The sequence below is a fragment of the Burkholderia torrens genome (assembly GCF_984668525.1).
The window spans coordinates 1,954,061-1,969,387 of record NZ_OZ480212.1 but is presented as its reverse complement, the minus strand read 5'-3'; the positions used below and the strand labels follow the sequence as shown (position 1 = coordinate 1,969,387).

At 68.3% G+C, this 15,327-nt stretch carries 14 protein-coding genes; 6 read left to right on the top strand and 8 right to left on the bottom strand.

Going from position 1 to position 15,327, the window contains the following annotated elements:
- Positions 1-6: 6 nt before the first annotated feature.
- The 3 genes from AC5LXX_RS25075 to AC5LXX_RS25065 are packed head-to-tail and all read right to left on the bottom strand — an operon-like array spanning position 7 to position 2,506.
- Positions 7-1,008 (bottom strand): HpnL family protein, encoded by a 1,002-nt coding sequence (locus AC5LXX_RS25075; RefSeq protein ID WP_124448096.1) that lies wholly within the window; start codon positions 1,006-1,008, stop codon positions 7-9.
- Positions 1,005-1,814 (bottom strand): HalD/BesD family halogenase, encoded by an 810-nt coding sequence (locus AC5LXX_RS25070; RefSeq protein WP_493411396.1) that lies wholly within the window; start codon positions 1,812-1,814, stop codon positions 1,005-1,007. Before AC5LXX_RS25070 ends, AC5LXX_RS25075 begins: the two co-directional genes overlap by 4 nt.
- The gene (locus AC5LXX_RS25065; protein ID WP_124448092.1) at positions 1,811-2,506 is read right to left on the bottom strand and encodes a CDP-alcohol phosphatidyltransferase family protein; all 696 of its coding nucleotides are present in this window, start codon (positions 2,504-2,506) and stop codon (positions 1,811-1,813) included. Before AC5LXX_RS25065 ends, AC5LXX_RS25070 begins: the two co-directional genes overlap by 4 nt.
- A 664-nt stretch (positions 2,507-3,170) precedes the next feature.
- Here AC5LXX_RS25065 and scpC point away from each other — a divergent pair.
- On the top strand, positions 3,171-4,685 hold the full coding sequence (gene scpC, locus AC5LXX_RS25060) for a succinyl-CoA:acetate CoA-transferase ScpC (RefSeq protein ID WP_493411395.1): 1,515 nt from the start codon (positions 3,171-3,173) through the stop codon (positions 4,683-4,685).
- A gap of 30 nt (positions 4,686-4,715) precedes the next feature.
- Here scpC and AC5LXX_RS25055 read toward each other — a convergent pair whose 3' ends face one another.
- Positions 4,716-6,245 carry an MDR family MFS transporter gene (locus tag AC5LXX_RS25055; RefSeq protein WP_493411394.1) on the bottom strand — a complete coding sequence of 510 codons (1,530 nt, stop codon included), beginning with the start codon at positions 6,243-6,245 and terminating at the stop codon, positions 4,716-4,718.
- 134 nt (positions 6,246-6,379) lie between these two features.
- On the opposite strand from AC5LXX_RS25055, the gene AC5LXX_RS25050 reads away from it, so the two are divergent.
- Positions 6,380-6,820, top strand: a complete 441-nt coding sequence (locus tag AC5LXX_RS25050; protein ID WP_493411393.1) for a MarR family winged helix-turn-helix transcriptional regulator — start codon at positions 6,380-6,382, stop codon at positions 6,818-6,820.
- Between the two features lie 121 nt (positions 6,821-6,941).
- Here the strand turns inward: AC5LXX_RS25050 and AC5LXX_RS25045 are convergent, their stop codons facing one another.
- Entirely contained in the window at positions 6,942-7,439 is a 498-nt protein-coding gene (locus AC5LXX_RS25045) for a DUF2938 domain-containing protein (protein ID WP_493411392.1), read from the bottom strand.
- Positions 7,440-7,579: 140 nt separating this feature from the next.
- Here AC5LXX_RS25045 and AC5LXX_RS25040 point away from each other — a divergent pair, with 140 nt between their 5' ends.
- On the top strand, positions 7,580-8,005 hold the full coding sequence (locus tag AC5LXX_RS25040; protein WP_493411391.1) for a helix-turn-helix domain-containing protein: 426 nt from the start codon (positions 7,580-7,582) through the stop codon (positions 8,003-8,005).
- A gap of 104 nt (positions 8,006-8,109) precedes the next feature.
- Positions 8,110-8,898, top strand: coding sequence for a hypothetical protein (locus AC5LXX_RS25035; RefSeq protein WP_493411390.1), 789 nt, complete (start codon positions 8,110-8,112; stop codon positions 8,896-8,898).
- A 1-nt stretch (position 8,899) separates the two neighbouring features.
- Here AC5LXX_RS25035 and AC5LXX_RS25030 read toward each other — a convergent pair whose 3' ends face one another.
- Both AC5LXX_RS25030 and AC5LXX_RS25025 read right to left on the bottom strand, forming a co-directional pair.
- A complete protein-coding gene (locus tag AC5LXX_RS25030; protein WP_493403383.1) occupies positions 8,900-9,781 on the bottom strand; it encodes a helix-hairpin-helix domain-containing protein in 882 nt (293 codons plus the stop codon).
- A 180-nt stretch (positions 9,782-9,961) separates the two neighbouring features.
- Positions 9,962-11,497, bottom strand: coding sequence for a sigma-70 family RNA polymerase sigma factor (locus AC5LXX_RS25025; RefSeq protein WP_493411389.1), 1,536 nt, complete (start codon positions 11,495-11,497; stop codon positions 9,962-9,964).
- Between the two features lie 298 nt (positions 11,498-11,795).
- On the opposite strand from AC5LXX_RS25025, the gene AC5LXX_RS25020 reads away from it, so the two are divergent.
- The gene (locus AC5LXX_RS25020) at positions 11,796-12,218 is read left to right on the top strand and encodes a hypothetical protein (protein ID WP_493411388.1); all 423 of its coding nucleotides are present in this window, start codon (positions 11,796-11,798) and stop codon (positions 12,216-12,218) included.
- Between the two features lie 43 nt (positions 12,219-12,261).
- Positions 12,262-13,095, top strand: a complete 834-nt coding sequence (locus tag AC5LXX_RS25015; RefSeq protein WP_493411387.1) for an SH3 domain-containing protein — start codon at positions 12,262-12,264, stop codon at positions 13,093-13,095.
- Between the two features lie 124 nt (positions 13,096-13,219).
- Here the strand turns inward: AC5LXX_RS25015 and ilvD are convergent, their stop codons facing one another.
- Complete coding sequence (gene ilvD / locus AC5LXX_RS25010; protein WP_493411386.1) at positions 13,220-15,079, bottom strand: dihydroxy-acid dehydratase; 1,860 nt, start codon at positions 15,077-15,079, stop codon at positions 13,220-13,222.
- Positions 15,080-15,327: the final 248 nt, after the last annotated feature.

Below are 15,327 nucleotides of genomic sequence, written 5' to 3'. Positions count from 1 at the left end.
GAACGATCAGTCGGCGAGCGGCTGCGGCGCGCGGCGCCGCTGCCAGTTTCTTTCACTGAAATGCAGATAGAGCAGGCCGGGCAGGCCGAGCGCGAGTTCGCGCGCGCGCTTCGCGAGCGACAGCGCGAGCGCCGCGTCGGGCGGCAAGCCGACCAACGGCGCGAGCAGCAGGTAGCCGCCTTCCTGCGCGCCGAGCGAGCCCGGGATTGCGAAGGCCGCGCCACGGATCGCCTGGCCGACGCTTTCCAGCAGCAGCGCGTCGAGCCAGCTCACCGGGTGCCCGAGGAAGTGCAGCGCGAGCCACACTTCCGCGGTGCCGACGATCCAGCCGACGAGGCTCAACGCGAATGTCTTCGCGACCCTCGCGCGATCGCGGTACAGCGCGCCGACCGCGTCGTCGATCGCGTCGGCGCGCGTGGCCAGCGACGACCAGTCGCGCGGGCCGAGCAACTTCGATGCGAGGCGCAGGCCGCGGCCGAACAGCCCGCGCCGCTGCGCCGCATAGAACAGCAGCGCGAGCGCGCCGAGCACGCCGGTCGCGATCAGCGCGGGTGTGCGCAGGTGGGCGACCGATTCGTGCGTCGCATACAGGCTGAACGCGGCGATGCCGATCAGCGCGAATGCCATTTGCGCGAGCGCCTGCATCGTCGTGCTGACGGTCACGGCGGCTGCCGCGTCGGCCATCCGCGTGCCGCGCTGCGCGAGGTGGCGCACCATCAGCACGGGGCCGCCGATCTGCCCGGCGGGCAGCAGGCTGTTCACCGATTCGCCGACCCAGCGCGCGCGCAGCGCGTTGCCGAGTTCGGCGCCCGACTGCCCGCGGCGGAACATCACGGAGATCGCGATGGCGTCGATCACGAGCGGCACGACGTGGAATGCCGCGACGAGCGCAAGCCCCCAGCCGGCCGCGAGGAACGTGGACGCGACTGCGCCGACGCCTTGCCAGGCCAGCAGTGCGATGAAGAGTGCGGTCCCGAGGGACAGCAGGATGAGGCCGGCGCGCGTCATGACCCGGTCGTGCGCCGCGTGGCCAGTTGCTTGAACACCTGGCGGAAACCGAAATACGCGATCGCGTCCTTCATGTTCGAGATGAAGCGCTTCCACGGCCGCATGCCGGGGTTCGTCACGTATTCGAAAGTGAGCGACACGCGCATCTCGTTCTGGCCGAGCGGTGTGATGCGGTGACGCAGCTTGTCGCCGTCGAACAGCACGATGCCGCCGTCGGCGATCTGCACCGAGCCCGGTTCGTCGGCCACGTCGGGATTGCGCGTGTGCAGCTCGTAGTCGAGCCGGCACGACGATTCGTCGATCACGCCGATCAGCAGCGTGTAGCGGCGGCCGTCGTAGTACGACGTGTCGTAATGCCAGCCGATGTGGTCGCCGGGCTTCGTGTAGTAATACAGCGCGTACGCGTGCGGATCGTCGTCCGGCGACAGCATCAGCTTGTCGCCCGTGACCTTCTCGAGGAAGGCGATGAGTGCCTTCGAGCGATACAGTTCGGCGATGTACGGCGCCTGCTCGTCGATCGTATGGCGGCTCACGCTGCCGCCCTGCTTGTGGCCGGGCAGGTAATTGCGGTTCAGGCCGGCCTGCATCGCGCGGGCGGCGTCCGCCAGCTTCGCGTGCGCGTCGGCCGGCAGGAAGGCGTCGAGGTACAGGAACGAGCCCTGGCGCGTGTAGTCGCCGCGCAGGCGGTCGAGGTCGAGCTGGCCGACACGGTCGGCCACGGTGCGATCGGGATCGGCCGCCGCCACGCGCACGGGCGCGGGGCGTGCCGGGCTCAGCACGGAGTCGTCGCGCGTGCTAGGAGTCATTTGGAAGCCTGGATTTCGGTTGGGTTCTGCGCGGCCGGGTTCTGCGGAAGGTTGCCGCGCCGCACGATGCGCCACCAGTCGATCACGACCCAGGCGGCGAACAGCGGGGCGCCGATCGACGCCGCGAGCAGGAACGGCTCGACGCCGTCGACGAGCGTCACGATCGGCAGCAGGTACAGCACGTCTTCGGTCTCGAAGCCGCCGGCGAACGCCTGCTTGGTGCCGGCCTTGCCGGCGATCGATTCGATCCGCATGCGCAGGAAGAAGATCAGCGCGACGGCCGCACCGGCCACCGCGCCGAGCAGCACCGGCGACGCGGCCATCTGGCCGCCCTGGGCGACGATGCCGAGGCCCATGCTGACGAACAGCGCGACCGTCACGAGCGCATCGGCCGCGAGGTCGTAAAAGTGACCGATCTTGCTGGACTTGCCGCTGATGCGCGCGAGTTCGCCGTCGGTGTGGTCGACGAAGTTCGACAGCACGATCAGGAACGCGCCGGCATTGCTCCAGCCGAAGCCGCCGTGCGCGAGGCACCAGGCGCCGGCGAGGCCGATCAGCAGACGAAGGGTAGTGAGGTGATTCGGGGTGACCGGCGTATCGACGAGCGGTCGCACGAGCGAGCGCGCGAGCCGCGCATCCCAGGTGCGTGGCAGGGGGGGCTCGGCGCGTGTGGCGGTTTTTCTTTGGTCCATCGGCGAAATATATACGGAATTGTAATTTGGTGCTTTTTATTCGATCAATGTCCTGACATACGGGAGTGTTACCGCGTCTTGCACGTGTCGGCCGGTCGAAACCGGACGCGCGAAAGGGCGGGCGATCGGGACGGCAAACGGCGCGGCCGGCCCCGTCTTCCAGTGTGGTTCGCGTCACGCTGCTGTCAAGGACGGACGGGCCTCGTGGGCCGATGCGCCGGACATTTTCGAACGGCTCGGCAGGCGGCGCGCGGCGCATGCGACGTTGATGTGCGTCAGGTCCGGAAAAGCCGCATCGGGTGACAATTGGCCGCGCCGCGATTCCATCGACGATTGCCGATCGTCGGGCGGCCAATTGCAAGGAAAATCCGCCGATTGATTTGCGACGGTTGGCGATCCGTGCCCGGTCATTCGTCCCGATGCTTTCGTGCACCTTTCGCGTGCATCCGGTGCGCGCGGATCGCCTGTCACAGAACGGTCGTTCGATACCCGGCAAATCCGGCAAGGATCTTTTGCATCCAGTGGACATTTCGCGGCGATGGCCTCTGCGATACTCCGACCGTGCCTGTGGTGCCGGCCGCCCCGCGCGGCCCCAAGGGCTTCATGTCGCTCAGGAGACACCCCCCGCGACGTCAACGACAGACCCAAGCGTCAGAAACCAGCCATGTCTTCATCACGCATCCTCGCTCCCGCCCTGCGTTCGCTCGTCCGCACCGCCGACGAAGCCGCCGCGCTGATCCGCCCCGGCATGACCGTCGCCATGAGCGGCTTCACCGGTTCGGGCTATCCGAAGGCCGTACCGGCCGCGCTTGCCACCCATATCGACGCGGCGCACGCGCGCGGCGAGGACTTCCGGATCAACGTGCTGACCGGCGCGTCGACCGCGCCCGAACTCGACGGCGCGCTCGCCCGCACCAACGGCATCTCGATGCGGCTGCCGTATCAGTCCGACCCGACGCTGCGCGACAAGATCAACAGCGGCGAAGTCGACTACCAGGACGTCCACCTGAGCCACGTCGCGCAGTACGCATGGTTCGGGCTGTACGGCGATCTCGACGTCGCGATCGTCGAAGTCGCGGGCATCCGCGAGGACGGGCTGCTGATTCCGTCCGCGTCGATCGGCAACAACAAGACCTGGCTCGAACGGGCGAAGCACGTGATCCTGGAAGTGAACGCGCGCCAGCCGCTCGGCCTCGACGGGATGCACGACATCTATTACGGCACCGCGCTGCCGCCGCACCGCCAGCCGATTCCGCTGACCAGGAGCGACGACCGGATCGGCGAGCCGTACCTGCGCTGCCCGGCCGACAAGATCGTCGCGATCGTCGAGACCGATGCGCCCGATCGCAGCAATGCGTTCTCGGCGCCGGACGCGACATCGAAGCAGATCGCGCTGCAGCTGATCGACTTCCTGCGCCACGAAGTGAAGCGCGGCCGCCTGCCGGAAAACCTGCTGCCGCTGCAGTCGGGCGTCGGCAACATCACGAACGCGGTGCTCGCGGAGCTCAGCTCGGCCGGTTTCTCGAACCTGACGGCCTATACCGAAGTGATCCAGGACGGCATGCTCGACCTGCTCGACGACGGCACGCTGAGCTTCGCGTCGGCGACCGCGCTGTCGCTGAGCCCGGCCGCCGTGCAGCGCTTCGCCGACGAAATCGCGTCGTTCCGCGAGAAGATCGTGCTGCGGCCGCAGGAGATCAGCAACCATCCGGAACTCGTGCGCCGCCTCGGCTGCATCGCGATGAACGGGATGATCGAGGCCGACATCTACGGCAACGTGAACTCGACGCACGTGATGGGCACGAAGATCCAGAACGGCATCGGCGGCTCGGGCGACTTCGCGCGCAACGGCTACCTGTCGTGCTTCATGTCGGCGAGTACCGCGAAGGGCGGGGCGATCTCGCGGATCGTGCCGATGGCGAGCCACGTCGACCATACCGAGCACGACGTCGCGGTGGTCGTCACCGAGCAGGGCCTGGCCGACCTGCGCGGCCTGTCGCCGAAGCAGCGCGCGCGCAAGATCATCGCGACCTGCGCGCATCCCGACTACCGGCCGATGCTCGAGGATTACTTCGAGCGCGCGTCGCGCGAGAGCTTCGGCAAGCACACGCCGCACCTGCTCGCCGAGGCGCTGTCGTGGCACGAGCGCTACGTGCGGACCGGCACGATGAAGGTCTGACGCGGCCTGCGGCGGGCGCATGCGCGCCCGTCAGTCCATCGCCGCGTGCGCGACGTCGACGCTCGCCGCTTTCTGCGGCGGACGGATCAGCAGCAACAGCGGGATCATCAGCAGCGTCGCGACGAACATCAGCTTGAAGTCGTTCAGGTACGCGATCATCGTCGCCTGCTGGTTGATCGTGCGATCGAGCAGCGCGATGTCGACGCGGCTGCCGGCCATCGCCTGCACGGCCGGGTTGAACGGCGTGATGTGGGTGGCGAGGTCGGCGTGCGCGACCTGCGTGTTGCGCGTCATCAGCGTCTGCACGATCGAGATGCCGATACTGCTGCCAATGTTGCGCATCAGGCTGTAGGTGGCCGTGCCGTCCGCGCGCAGGTCGGGCGGCAGCGTCGAGAACGACAGCGCGCTCAGCGGCACGAACACGAGCCCCAGCCCGAAGCCCTGGATCACGCCCGGCCACACGATGTCCGCTTCGGACAGCACGACCGTGTACTGCATCATCTGCCACAGCGCGAGCGCGGAAATCGCCAGCCCCGCGAGCAGCAGCATCCGCGCATCCACGTATTTCAACAGCCTGCCGACGAACAGCATCGCGATCATCGTGCCGGCGCCGCTCGGCGCGGTAACGAGGCCCGTCGTCGCGACCGGGTAGCCCATCAGGTTCTGCAGCATCGGCGGCAGCAGCGCGCGCGTCGCATACAGCACTGCACCGACGACGAAGATGAACAGCGTGCCCGTCGCGAAGTTCGGGTCGCGCAGCAGTTCCGACTTGAAGAACGACGCCTTGCCGACGGTCGCCGTATGCACGAGGAAGAACGCGAAGCTGAGCGCCGCGGCGAGCGCCTCGATGCGGATTTCGTACGACCCGAACCAGTCGAGTTGTTCGCCGCGGTCGAGCATGGCCTGGAACGCGCCGATCGCGAGCGCCAGCGTCGCGAAGCCGAACGCATCGAATTTCACGTGCGGGCGCGGCGCGCGCGCAGGCAGGAAAGTCATCACGCCGGCCAGCGCGAACGCGCCGATCGGCACGTTGATGAAGAACACCCAGCGCCAGTTGTAGCTGTCGGTGAGCCAGCCGCCGAGCGTCGGCCCGAGGATCGGGCCGACCATCACGCCCATCCCCCAGATCGCCATCGCCTGGCCCTGTTTCTCGCGCGGGTTGATGTCGAGCAGGATCGATTGCGACAACGGCACCAACGCGGCGCCGAATACACCTTGCAACAGCCGCGCGCCGACGATCTGCACGAGCGTCTCCGACAGCCCGCACAGCGCCGACGCGACCGTGAAGCCCGCGATCGACACGATCAGCAGCCGCTTGACGCTCAGCCGGTCGGACAGCCACCCGGTGAGCGGCGTCGCGATCGCCGCGGCGACGATGTAGGAGGTCAGTACCCACGTGATTTCGTCCTGCGACGCGGACAGCGTGCCTTGCATGTGGGGCAGCGCGACGTTCGCGATCGTGCTGTCGAGGGTCTGGATCAGCGTGGCGAGCATGATCGACAGGGTCAGCATCGGCCGGTTCAGGGCGGGCGAGGCGGGGGCGTCGGCGGCGGGGTTCAAGCGGTGTCTCCGTGGGGCGGTCGCCGTGGGCGGCGATCCGGCATGGCTCAAATTATAAGCACGCTTATTATATAGTTGCTTATCGCCTGGGCGCGAGCCGCGGTCCGCTGGCGGCTTGACCCTATAATCGGCTGATGGACAAGACCTACGAGAACCGGATCGGCTATCTGATCGCCGACGTGGCCCGCCTGAACGGACGCCTGTTCGACCGGCGCGCGAAGCGCATCGGGCTGACGCGGGCGCAAAGCCGCGTGCTCGCGTACCTGACGTGGAAGGGCGAGATGAACCAGGCGCGGCTGGCCGAATGGCTCGAGATCACGCCGATCTCGCTCACGCGCCTGCTCGACCGGATGGAAAGCTATGGCTGGATCGAACGCATCGCGAACGACGACGACCGCCGCGCGTTCGTGATCCGCCTGACCGACAAGTCGCGCGAGATCTTTCCGCAGATGCTGGAAGTGGGCGATACCGTCGCCGACGACGGGCTGCGCGGCTTCACGTCCGACGAGCGCGATACGCTGGTGCGGCTGCTCGGGCGCGTGCGCCACAACCTGATCGACTGCGGCGGGGAGTGACGCGGGCGGCCGTTCGGGCGCGCCGGATGCATTGAAAACAACGAGCGCGCAGATGAATGGCGCACCTGCGATTGCCGGTTCAACGACCGCTACCCGGCGCGCTTCATGTCAATCCCGGTGTTCAGCGCGCCAGCACTGCGAGCGTGAATGCCGCGAGATAGAGCCCCACGCCGTACGACAGATGCGTGACGAGACTGCGCCGGCGCGCGACGCCCGGATGCGGCGTGCGCGCCGCCGCGATGCCGAAGCCGAACGCCGGCTGCATCACGAAGAACGGCGCGACCACGCTGGCGAGGCCGGCGACGAGCGCGGGAAGCGGTGTAGGCGCGGCGATCCATTCGGTGCCCGCGATCATGACGGGCAGCGCCGCGAACGCGATGCCGATCGCGTAATGCGCGATCCAGCCGAGGGCACGCTCGCCCGGCACGGATGGGGCCGCGACAATCGACACGTGCCGGAACCGCCCTTGCACCATGTGGCCGAGCCAGCGGCCGACCAGCGCGTAGTCGAGCGTCGGAATGCCGAAAGCGCGCCGCCGGAACAGCGTCCACAGATCCATCACGAGCGTGGCGCCCATGCCGATCAGCAGGAGGTCGAGCAGGATGCCGGGCGGGTTCATCGCGCTCCGCCGCAGCAGATGGTGGCGGAGGGGCGGCGCAGCGGAATACAGGGTTGTTTTATCGGTCTCATGGCGGTTCACGCTTGTTTTCACGGAGTCGAGCAACTATCTTGCAACTTCAAGTTCACTTGAGGTCAAGCATGAGCCGTCTGGACATTGCGGACGTGGCACGGCGCTCGGGATTGCCCGCATCGACGCTGCGCTACTACGAGGAAAAGGGGTTGATCGTTCCGATCGGCCGGCACGGGCTGCGGCGGCAATACGACGAGTCGGTGCTGGAGCGCCTGGCGTTGATTGCGCTCGGCCGCGAGGCCGGTTTCTCGCTCGACGACATCCTCGCGATGGTCGGCGCGGACGGCCAGCCCGCGATCGATCGCGCGAAGCTCGACGGCAAGGCCGACGAACTCGACCGCACGATCCGCCGTCTCGGCGCCGTGCGCGATATGCTGCGGCACGCGGCCGTGTGCCCGGCGCCCAGCCATCTCGAATGCCCGTCGTTCCAGAAACTGCTGCGCATCGCCGCGCATCGTCATCCGGCGCGCCGCACGAAGGCGGACGGCGCGTAGTCGACGAGCGGGCATCCGCGGGTTGGCGTGGCGGCTCGATGGCAGGGTGGTGCGTCGAGTCATGCGATGCCGGACATCGCAAACAGGAACAACGGGGTTGCAGCGTGTGGATTTTGCTGGTGTTTCCTGCCGCGTATGCGGCATCGAGGGTCGCGCCGCATTACGGGGTGCTCGCCGGGCTTGCGACGGCGGCCGTCACGATGGTGACGCCGCCCGTGCTGCTGGCGTGGGCAATCGCCTGGGTGAATCGGCGGCGCGGGGGCGTTGAACCGCTTGTCATGACCGCACCGCCTGTACGGGCCGATGGTCTGGAGGATAAACCGGCTGACGAGTCCGACGACGCACCCGACGTGCCGCTTCGATATGGCGAGCGTGCACGATTCAAACAACTGGTGCTGATTGCCGACGCCGTGCGGTCCGACGTCACGCGCAGTTTCTACGACAAGGCGAAGCGGACGATCGAAGCGTACGTGGATGTCGAGACGGGGCGTGACGGTTCGGAGGCGGCGATGGTGTCGGCGGCCGACCTGGCCCCGGAAGAGGTCTTGTCCGTCGCCCTGCCGGACGATGCGTTGACCGTGTTCGTGTCGAGCGACGGCGCGTGGTCGGGGTTCCGCGTCGGTGACGACAGCTTCCGGTTCCGCCGCGGTGCAATCACGAGACTGCGGCTCACGCAGGTGATTCCGGTTCGCTGGAAGGGCGGCTACATGGTGACGTTCTGGTTCGACGTACCGAACCGGGACAGCAAAGACGATTACGGGTCGTTTTCGGCCTGGTTCTATCTCGCGGCGGACTATTCCGATCGCCGCACACGCACACTCACCCATGCATGTCGCGAGATCGCGTCGATGCTCGACGTCGCGTTCGACATCGACGAGACCGCCGACGACTGATTCATCCCGCGTAATACACGCGGCATTCCATCTCGCGTCCGCGCACGATGCGCTTGCCGACGAGCGAGCCGTACGTCTCGGTGAAGACGGTGCGCTGGTGCTCGCACTGCACGGCGTCGTAGAAATAGAGCGAGACCCAGTCCGTCGGGCGGCCGGCTTCCGGCGTGCGCATCGCGGCATGCAGGCTCACCGCGGTGAAATGCCAGCCGCCCTTGGTCATGTGCATCACGGGTGGCGGCACGTAGCCGTCCGCGTTCAGGCGCCGGTGCGCGAGCGTCGGCAGCACGCCGGCGGCCGCCTTGTTGCGGTACTGGCGGTCGATGTAGAGCAGCAGCTCGACGGGCGGCTCCGTGCCGGGCCCGGCATGCTGCATGTGACCCTGCCAGCGCCGGCGACGGCTCAGCACGTCGTCGAGCGCGGTGAGGATGCCGGCCGCACGCCGCGGGCCGACGCCCGAGATCGTTTCGAGCTGGCCGTTGCGGGCCGCGCGTTCGAGCTCCTCGAGCGTATCGATGTGCAGCAGGTCGTGAATGCGCAGCGCGAGCGCATGGCCGATGCCCGGCACGGCTTCGAACGCGGACGTGCGTTGGGCGTCGCCGCACAGCCGGTCGAGCTGGCGCCAGCGGCCCGTCACCAGCAACTCGGCGATCGCCTGCGCGACGCCCGTGCCGATCTCGGGCAGCGCACCGAGCGCGTCGATGCCGCCGGATTCGAACACGGTGCGGATATCGCGGTCGAGCGCATCGACCGTCTCGGCCGACGCGCGGTAGGCCGCGACCCGGTACGGGTTCGCGCCCTGGTCGGCCAGCCGTTGCGCGGCCTCGCGCAGGCAGGTCGCGATGTGCCGGTTTTCCTCGAACGTTTGGCTGGCGGTCGTCTGCATGGCGAGGGACCTGGGGAAGCTCAAACGGAACGGACACGGCGAACGATGCGCCGGTCGACTTTTCACCATTGTCGCGACACGCGACGAAGAAAACTTGATGCACGTCAATGGCAAACGTAGCACAGGCGCGAAGCGCACGGTCGTGCCGGTTGGTGGCACGACCGTGCGTTGCGTGGGCGCTTATGCGTCGAGGAATGACTGCGCGTTCTCGGCCTCGGCGGCCGTGCGCAGCGCGGCGAGCGCCCGTTTCTCGATCTGCCGCACGCGTTCGCGGGACATGCCCGCGTCCTGCGCGATGGCGTCGTACGTATCGGGCTCGGCACCGCCGAGGCCGAACCGGCGACGCAGCACGTCGGCCTCGGCCGGCGTGACCGACCGGAGCAACGAACGCACGCAGTCGCGCATGCGCGTGTCGGCCAGTTGCTCGAACGGGCTGGCCGAGGTTTGATCCTCGATCAGCTCGACGAGCCCGGTGTCCGCGTCGGGCAGCGGCGTGTCGAGCGAGACGGGCTCCGCCGGCAGCGCCAGCACCGCGCGCAGCTTGTCCTCGGCGAGGCCGGTTTCGGCCGCCAGTTCGGCCGGCGTCGCCCGGCGGCCCGTGCGCTGGCGAAAGCGCAGCGCATGCCGCTGCACGCGCTGGTACTGGTCGCCGACGTGCACCGGTACGCGGATCGTGCGCGAGCGATCGGCGACCGCCCGCGTGATCGCCTGACGGATCCACCAGGTCGCATAGGTCGAGAACTTGAACCCGCGCCGGTATTCGAACTTCTCGATCGCGCGCATCAGGCCGAGGCAGCCGTCCTGCACGAGATCGGACAGGTCGACGCCACGGTTCATGTACTTGCGCGCGATCGACAGCACGAGCCGCAGGTTCGCTTCGAGCATCGCGCGCGTCGCATCGCGCACTTTCTGCTGGCCGTCGTTCAGCGCGGCCGCGAGTGCCCGCCGCGCGACCGCGTCGAAGCAGGCAGCTTCGCCCGTCGCAGCGTCATGCGGCGCGGTTGCGAGCGTACGCACGAGGCGGCTGGCGTCGTCGACGGCCGGTGCAACCCACGCGAGCGAGCCGAGCAGCGCGGCCACGGCGTTGCGCGCGTCGCGGTATGCGTCCGAACGGAAGCCCTGCGCCTGCAATGCGTCGCGCAACGTCGACACCGCGGCCTGCAGCACGTCGTAGCGGGCGGGCGCGGGCGTATCGCCTTCGTCTTCGTCGGCCGTGCCGGTCGCACTCGTCATACCCGTTGCGCCGTGACGCACGAGCAGCGCGTCGACGGCCGCCGGATAGCCTGCGATGGCATGCAGCACCTGATGGCGGCCCGTCTCGATTTCACGGGCGAGCACGATTTCGCCTTCGCGCGTGAGCAGCGGCACGGCCTGCATGCGCCGCATGTAGAGCGCGAGCGGATCGGTCGACGCGGCCGTGCCGCGAGTCAGGTCACCGAGCATCGCGCGGCCTTCGTCGAGCGCGTCGCGATCGACGTCGACCGGCGCCGCGCCGGCGAACGGCGCAGGCACGGCCGGCTCGTCGAGCACGGCGATGCCGATGTCGGCCAGCGCGGCGCGCACGACGTCGAGCGCATCGGGGCTGTCGCTTTCGGGCGGCAGCGCGTCGACGAGGTCGGCGTGTGTCAGATAACCCTGTTCGCCGGCAAGCGCCAGCAACTGGATGATCGGATCGAGCGGTGTGTCCGCCCGGGGAGTGGGGCGTGGCGTAGTCATGTCGATGGCGGCGCGAGCCGCGCTCCTGTCTGGGCGGGCCGAAGCTCGCCGGTGGGCGGCCGCCGGTCGTTCGCGAACACCTGTCCGCGCCGGTCAGCCTGACATCGTTCAAGGTGAGGGCATTTGCGCCAACTTCAACGCGGACGCCGCGGACGGGTCAGCACACTGCATGCCCGCTCGTACCGTCCTCGGCAGGAAACAAAAAGTAACCGATCATACGCGCGGAAATCTGCAGGGGACGTAAGCTAGAGTCAGGCGCGCGCCCGGCGGCGGCGCGCGGATTCTGCCGGAGCACGAGATGAACCCGATTCCCGCCGCGAGGCCAGCCGTCATCGCGCTGGCCGTGTTGACGCTCGGCGGCTGCTACTACACGAGCCCGTACGGCTATGCACCTTATTACGCGCCCATACCCGCCACGGTGACGCAGCGTGAAGTTCCGGTTGCACCGGCCGCGCCCGTTCCGGCCCCCTCCACGATGCCTGCCGCACCGGACTACGTCGATGCGCCAGCGCCCGTGTATGTCGCGCCGGCCTATGTGCCGCCGCCGTATCCGTACGCCTACCCCGCGTATTACTCGGGCTGGTACGGGCCACCCGTCACGATCGGCTTCTGGGGCCGCTGGGGCGGCGGGTACTGGGGCGGACGCGGCGGGTACTGGCATCGTCCGTGGGGCGGCGGGCATTGGGGTGGCGGCCACTGGGGCGGCGGCCATCGGCACTGATCGGCATTGACCGGCGCGCGGCGGTACCGCGCGGGAGAGCATCATGAGGAACACGTTTGTCCGAAGTCTGTGCGTCGTCCTGGCCGGCCTTGCAGCCGCGCCGGGCATGGCCGACGCGCAGAGCAGCGCTTACACGAACTCGCCGGCCGAGCTGTTTGCGGGGCCGGCGCCCGATTACCCGGTGGTCGCGCAGATCCCGCCGAATACCGCACTGGACGTATTCGGCTGCCTGAGCGACTACTCGTGGTGCGACGTCGCGCTGCCGGGCGTGCGCGGCTGGATCGACGCGCAGTTGCTCGAGTATCCGTACCAGGGCAACTACGTGCCGTTGCTCGAATACGGCGCGATCATCGGGGTTCCGGTGACGGGATTCGCGATCGGCGCGTACTGGGATCGCTATTACCGGCATCGCCCGTGGTACCACGACCGCGATCGCTGGGCGCATCGTCCGGAGCCGAGGCTCGGCCCCGGAGGCATGCCGCCGGGGCAAGGCCGTCCTCAGCCGGGCGGGCCGATGCAGGTTGTACCGGGCGGTCAGCCGCCCGTGCACGACACGCGGCCGTCGGCTGCGCGCGGCGGCTGGAACGGCGCAATTCGCACACCGCCGCCGCCGGCGGCACCGGCGCCCTCACCAATGCCGGGCGGGGCGGGCAACGCGCGTCCAGCCAGCCCTCCGCCGGCCGTGTTGCGCCCGCCGCCCGCGCAGGGTGGTGAGGCGCGTCCGATGCCTGCGCCGGGTGGCGAGGCACGTCCGATGCCGCCGGTGCGTCAGGGAGGCGGGGGCGGCGGTTATGCACGGCCGCAAGGTGGCGGAAATGGTGGCGGTAACCATGGTGGAGGTGGGGGCGGCGGCGGCCCCGAAGAATTCCGTCACTGATGTTGCCGGCGCCGCGGTTTCTCCGGACGCCGAACGAAAAAAAGCCGCTCCGGAGAGCGGCTTTTGATTGGGGCGAGCGGTCGGCTGCATGGCCCGCAACCGACCGCCAGCCTGGCCTGTTGCGTCAGTCGTCCAGCAGCGACAGGTCGCGCACGGCGCCCTTGTCGGCCGACATGACCAGCTTCGCGTAGGCCTTCAGCGCGGCGGACACCTTGCGCGGACGCGGCTGCGCCGGCTTCCAGCCCTTCGCGTTCTGCTCTTCGCGGCGGCGCGCCAGTTCCTCGTCCGACACCAGCACGTTGATCGTGCGGTTCGGGATGTCGATGCGGATCCGGTCGCCGTCGCGCACGAGGCCGATCGCGCCGCCGGCTGCCGCTTCCGGCGAGCAATGGCCGATCGACAGGCCCGACGTACCGCCCGAGAAGCGGCCGTCCGTCAGCAGCGCGCAGGCCTTGCCGAGCCCCTTCGACTTGATGTAGCTGGTCGGGTAGAGCATTTCCTGCATGCCCGGGCCGCCCTTCGGGCCTTCGTAGCGCACGATCACCACGTCGCCGGCCTTGACCTTGTCGTTCAGGATGTTTTCAACGGCTTCGTCCTGCGATTCGGTCACGTGAGCCGCGCCCTCGAACACGAGGATGCTTTCGTCGACGCCGGCCGTCTTCACCACGCAGCCGTCGAGCGCGATGTTGCCCGTCAGAACCGCGAGGCCGCCTTCCTTCGAGAACGCATGCTTGTACGAGCGGATGCAGCCATCGGCGCGATCGAGATCGAGGCTCGGCCAGCGCGTGTCCTGGCTGAACGCCACCTGCGTCGGGATGCCGGCCGGGCCGGCCAGGTAGAACGTGCGGACCGCATCGTCCTGCGTGCGGACGATGTCCCACTGGTCCAGTGCGTCCTTCAGCGTCGGGGCGTGCACGGTCGGCACGTCGGTGTGCAGCTTGCCGGCGCGTTCGAGCTCGCCGAGGATCGCCATGATGCCGCCTGCGCGGTGCACGTCCTCGATGTGGTACTTGTTCGTGTTCGGCGCGACCTTGCACAGCTGCGGCACCGAGCGCGACAGGCGATCGATGTCCTTCATCGTGAAGTCGATGCCGGCTTCCTGCGCGATCGCCAGCAGGTGCAGGATCGTGTTGGTCGAGCCGCCCATTGCGATGTCGAGCGTCATCGCGTTCTCGAATGCGGCGAAGCCGACCGAGCGCGGCAGCACGCGTTCGTCGTCCTGCTCGTAGTGCTGGCGCGTCAGCTCGACGATGCGGCGGCCGGCGCGCTTGAACAGCTGTTCGCGATCGGCGTGGGTGGCGACCACCGTGCCGTTGCCCGGCAGCGACAGTCCGAGCGCTTCGGTCAGGCAGTTCATCGAGTTCGCGGTGAACATGCCCGAGCACGAGCCGCAGGTCGGGCAGGCCGAGCGTTCGACTTCGGCGACTTCGGCGTCCGAATACGACGGGTCGACCGCGATCACCATCGCATCGACGAGGTCGAGCTTCTTCAGTTCGACGGTCTTGGTAACGGGGTTCGCGAGGCGCGTCTTGCCGGCTTCCATCGGGCCGCCCGACACGAAGATCACCGGAATGTTGAGGCGCATCGCGGCCATCAGCATCCCCGGCGTGATCTTGTCGCAGTTCGAGATGCACACCATCGCGTCCGCGCAGTGCGCGTTCACCATGTACTCGACCGAGTCGGCGATGATGTCGCGGCTCGGCAGCGAATACAGCATGCCGTCGTGGCCCATCGCGATGCCGTCGTCGACCGCGATCGTGTTGAATTCCTTCGCGACGCCGCCCGCGGCCTCGATTTCGCGCGCGACGAGCTGGCCGAGATCCTTCAGGTGCACGTGCCCGGGCACGAACTGCGTAAACGAGTTGACGACCGCAATGATCGGCTTCGAGAAATCGTCGTCTTTCATGCCGGTGGCGCGCCACAGCGAGCGCGCACCTGCCATGTTGCGGCCGGCGGTGGAGGTTTTGGAACGGTAAGTGGGCATTGTGGTTGCTGAAGAAAGATCGCGGAAAAGGGTGGAGGCACGGGGAATAAAGGCCTCTCTCGCGCCCGTGCGAACAACCTCTTGAGCTGCGCCCTGGGCAAACCCGTCGATTATCCCACAGCCGCCGCGGGCGTGGCGCCCATGGGGCCGGCGACGGGTTTGGGCGGTGTAACGGGCGGGGTGGTGACGGGCGGTCCGCCCGGCCGGTTCGGGCGGCGGCGGCGTCGATGACGAATCCGCGCCGCCCC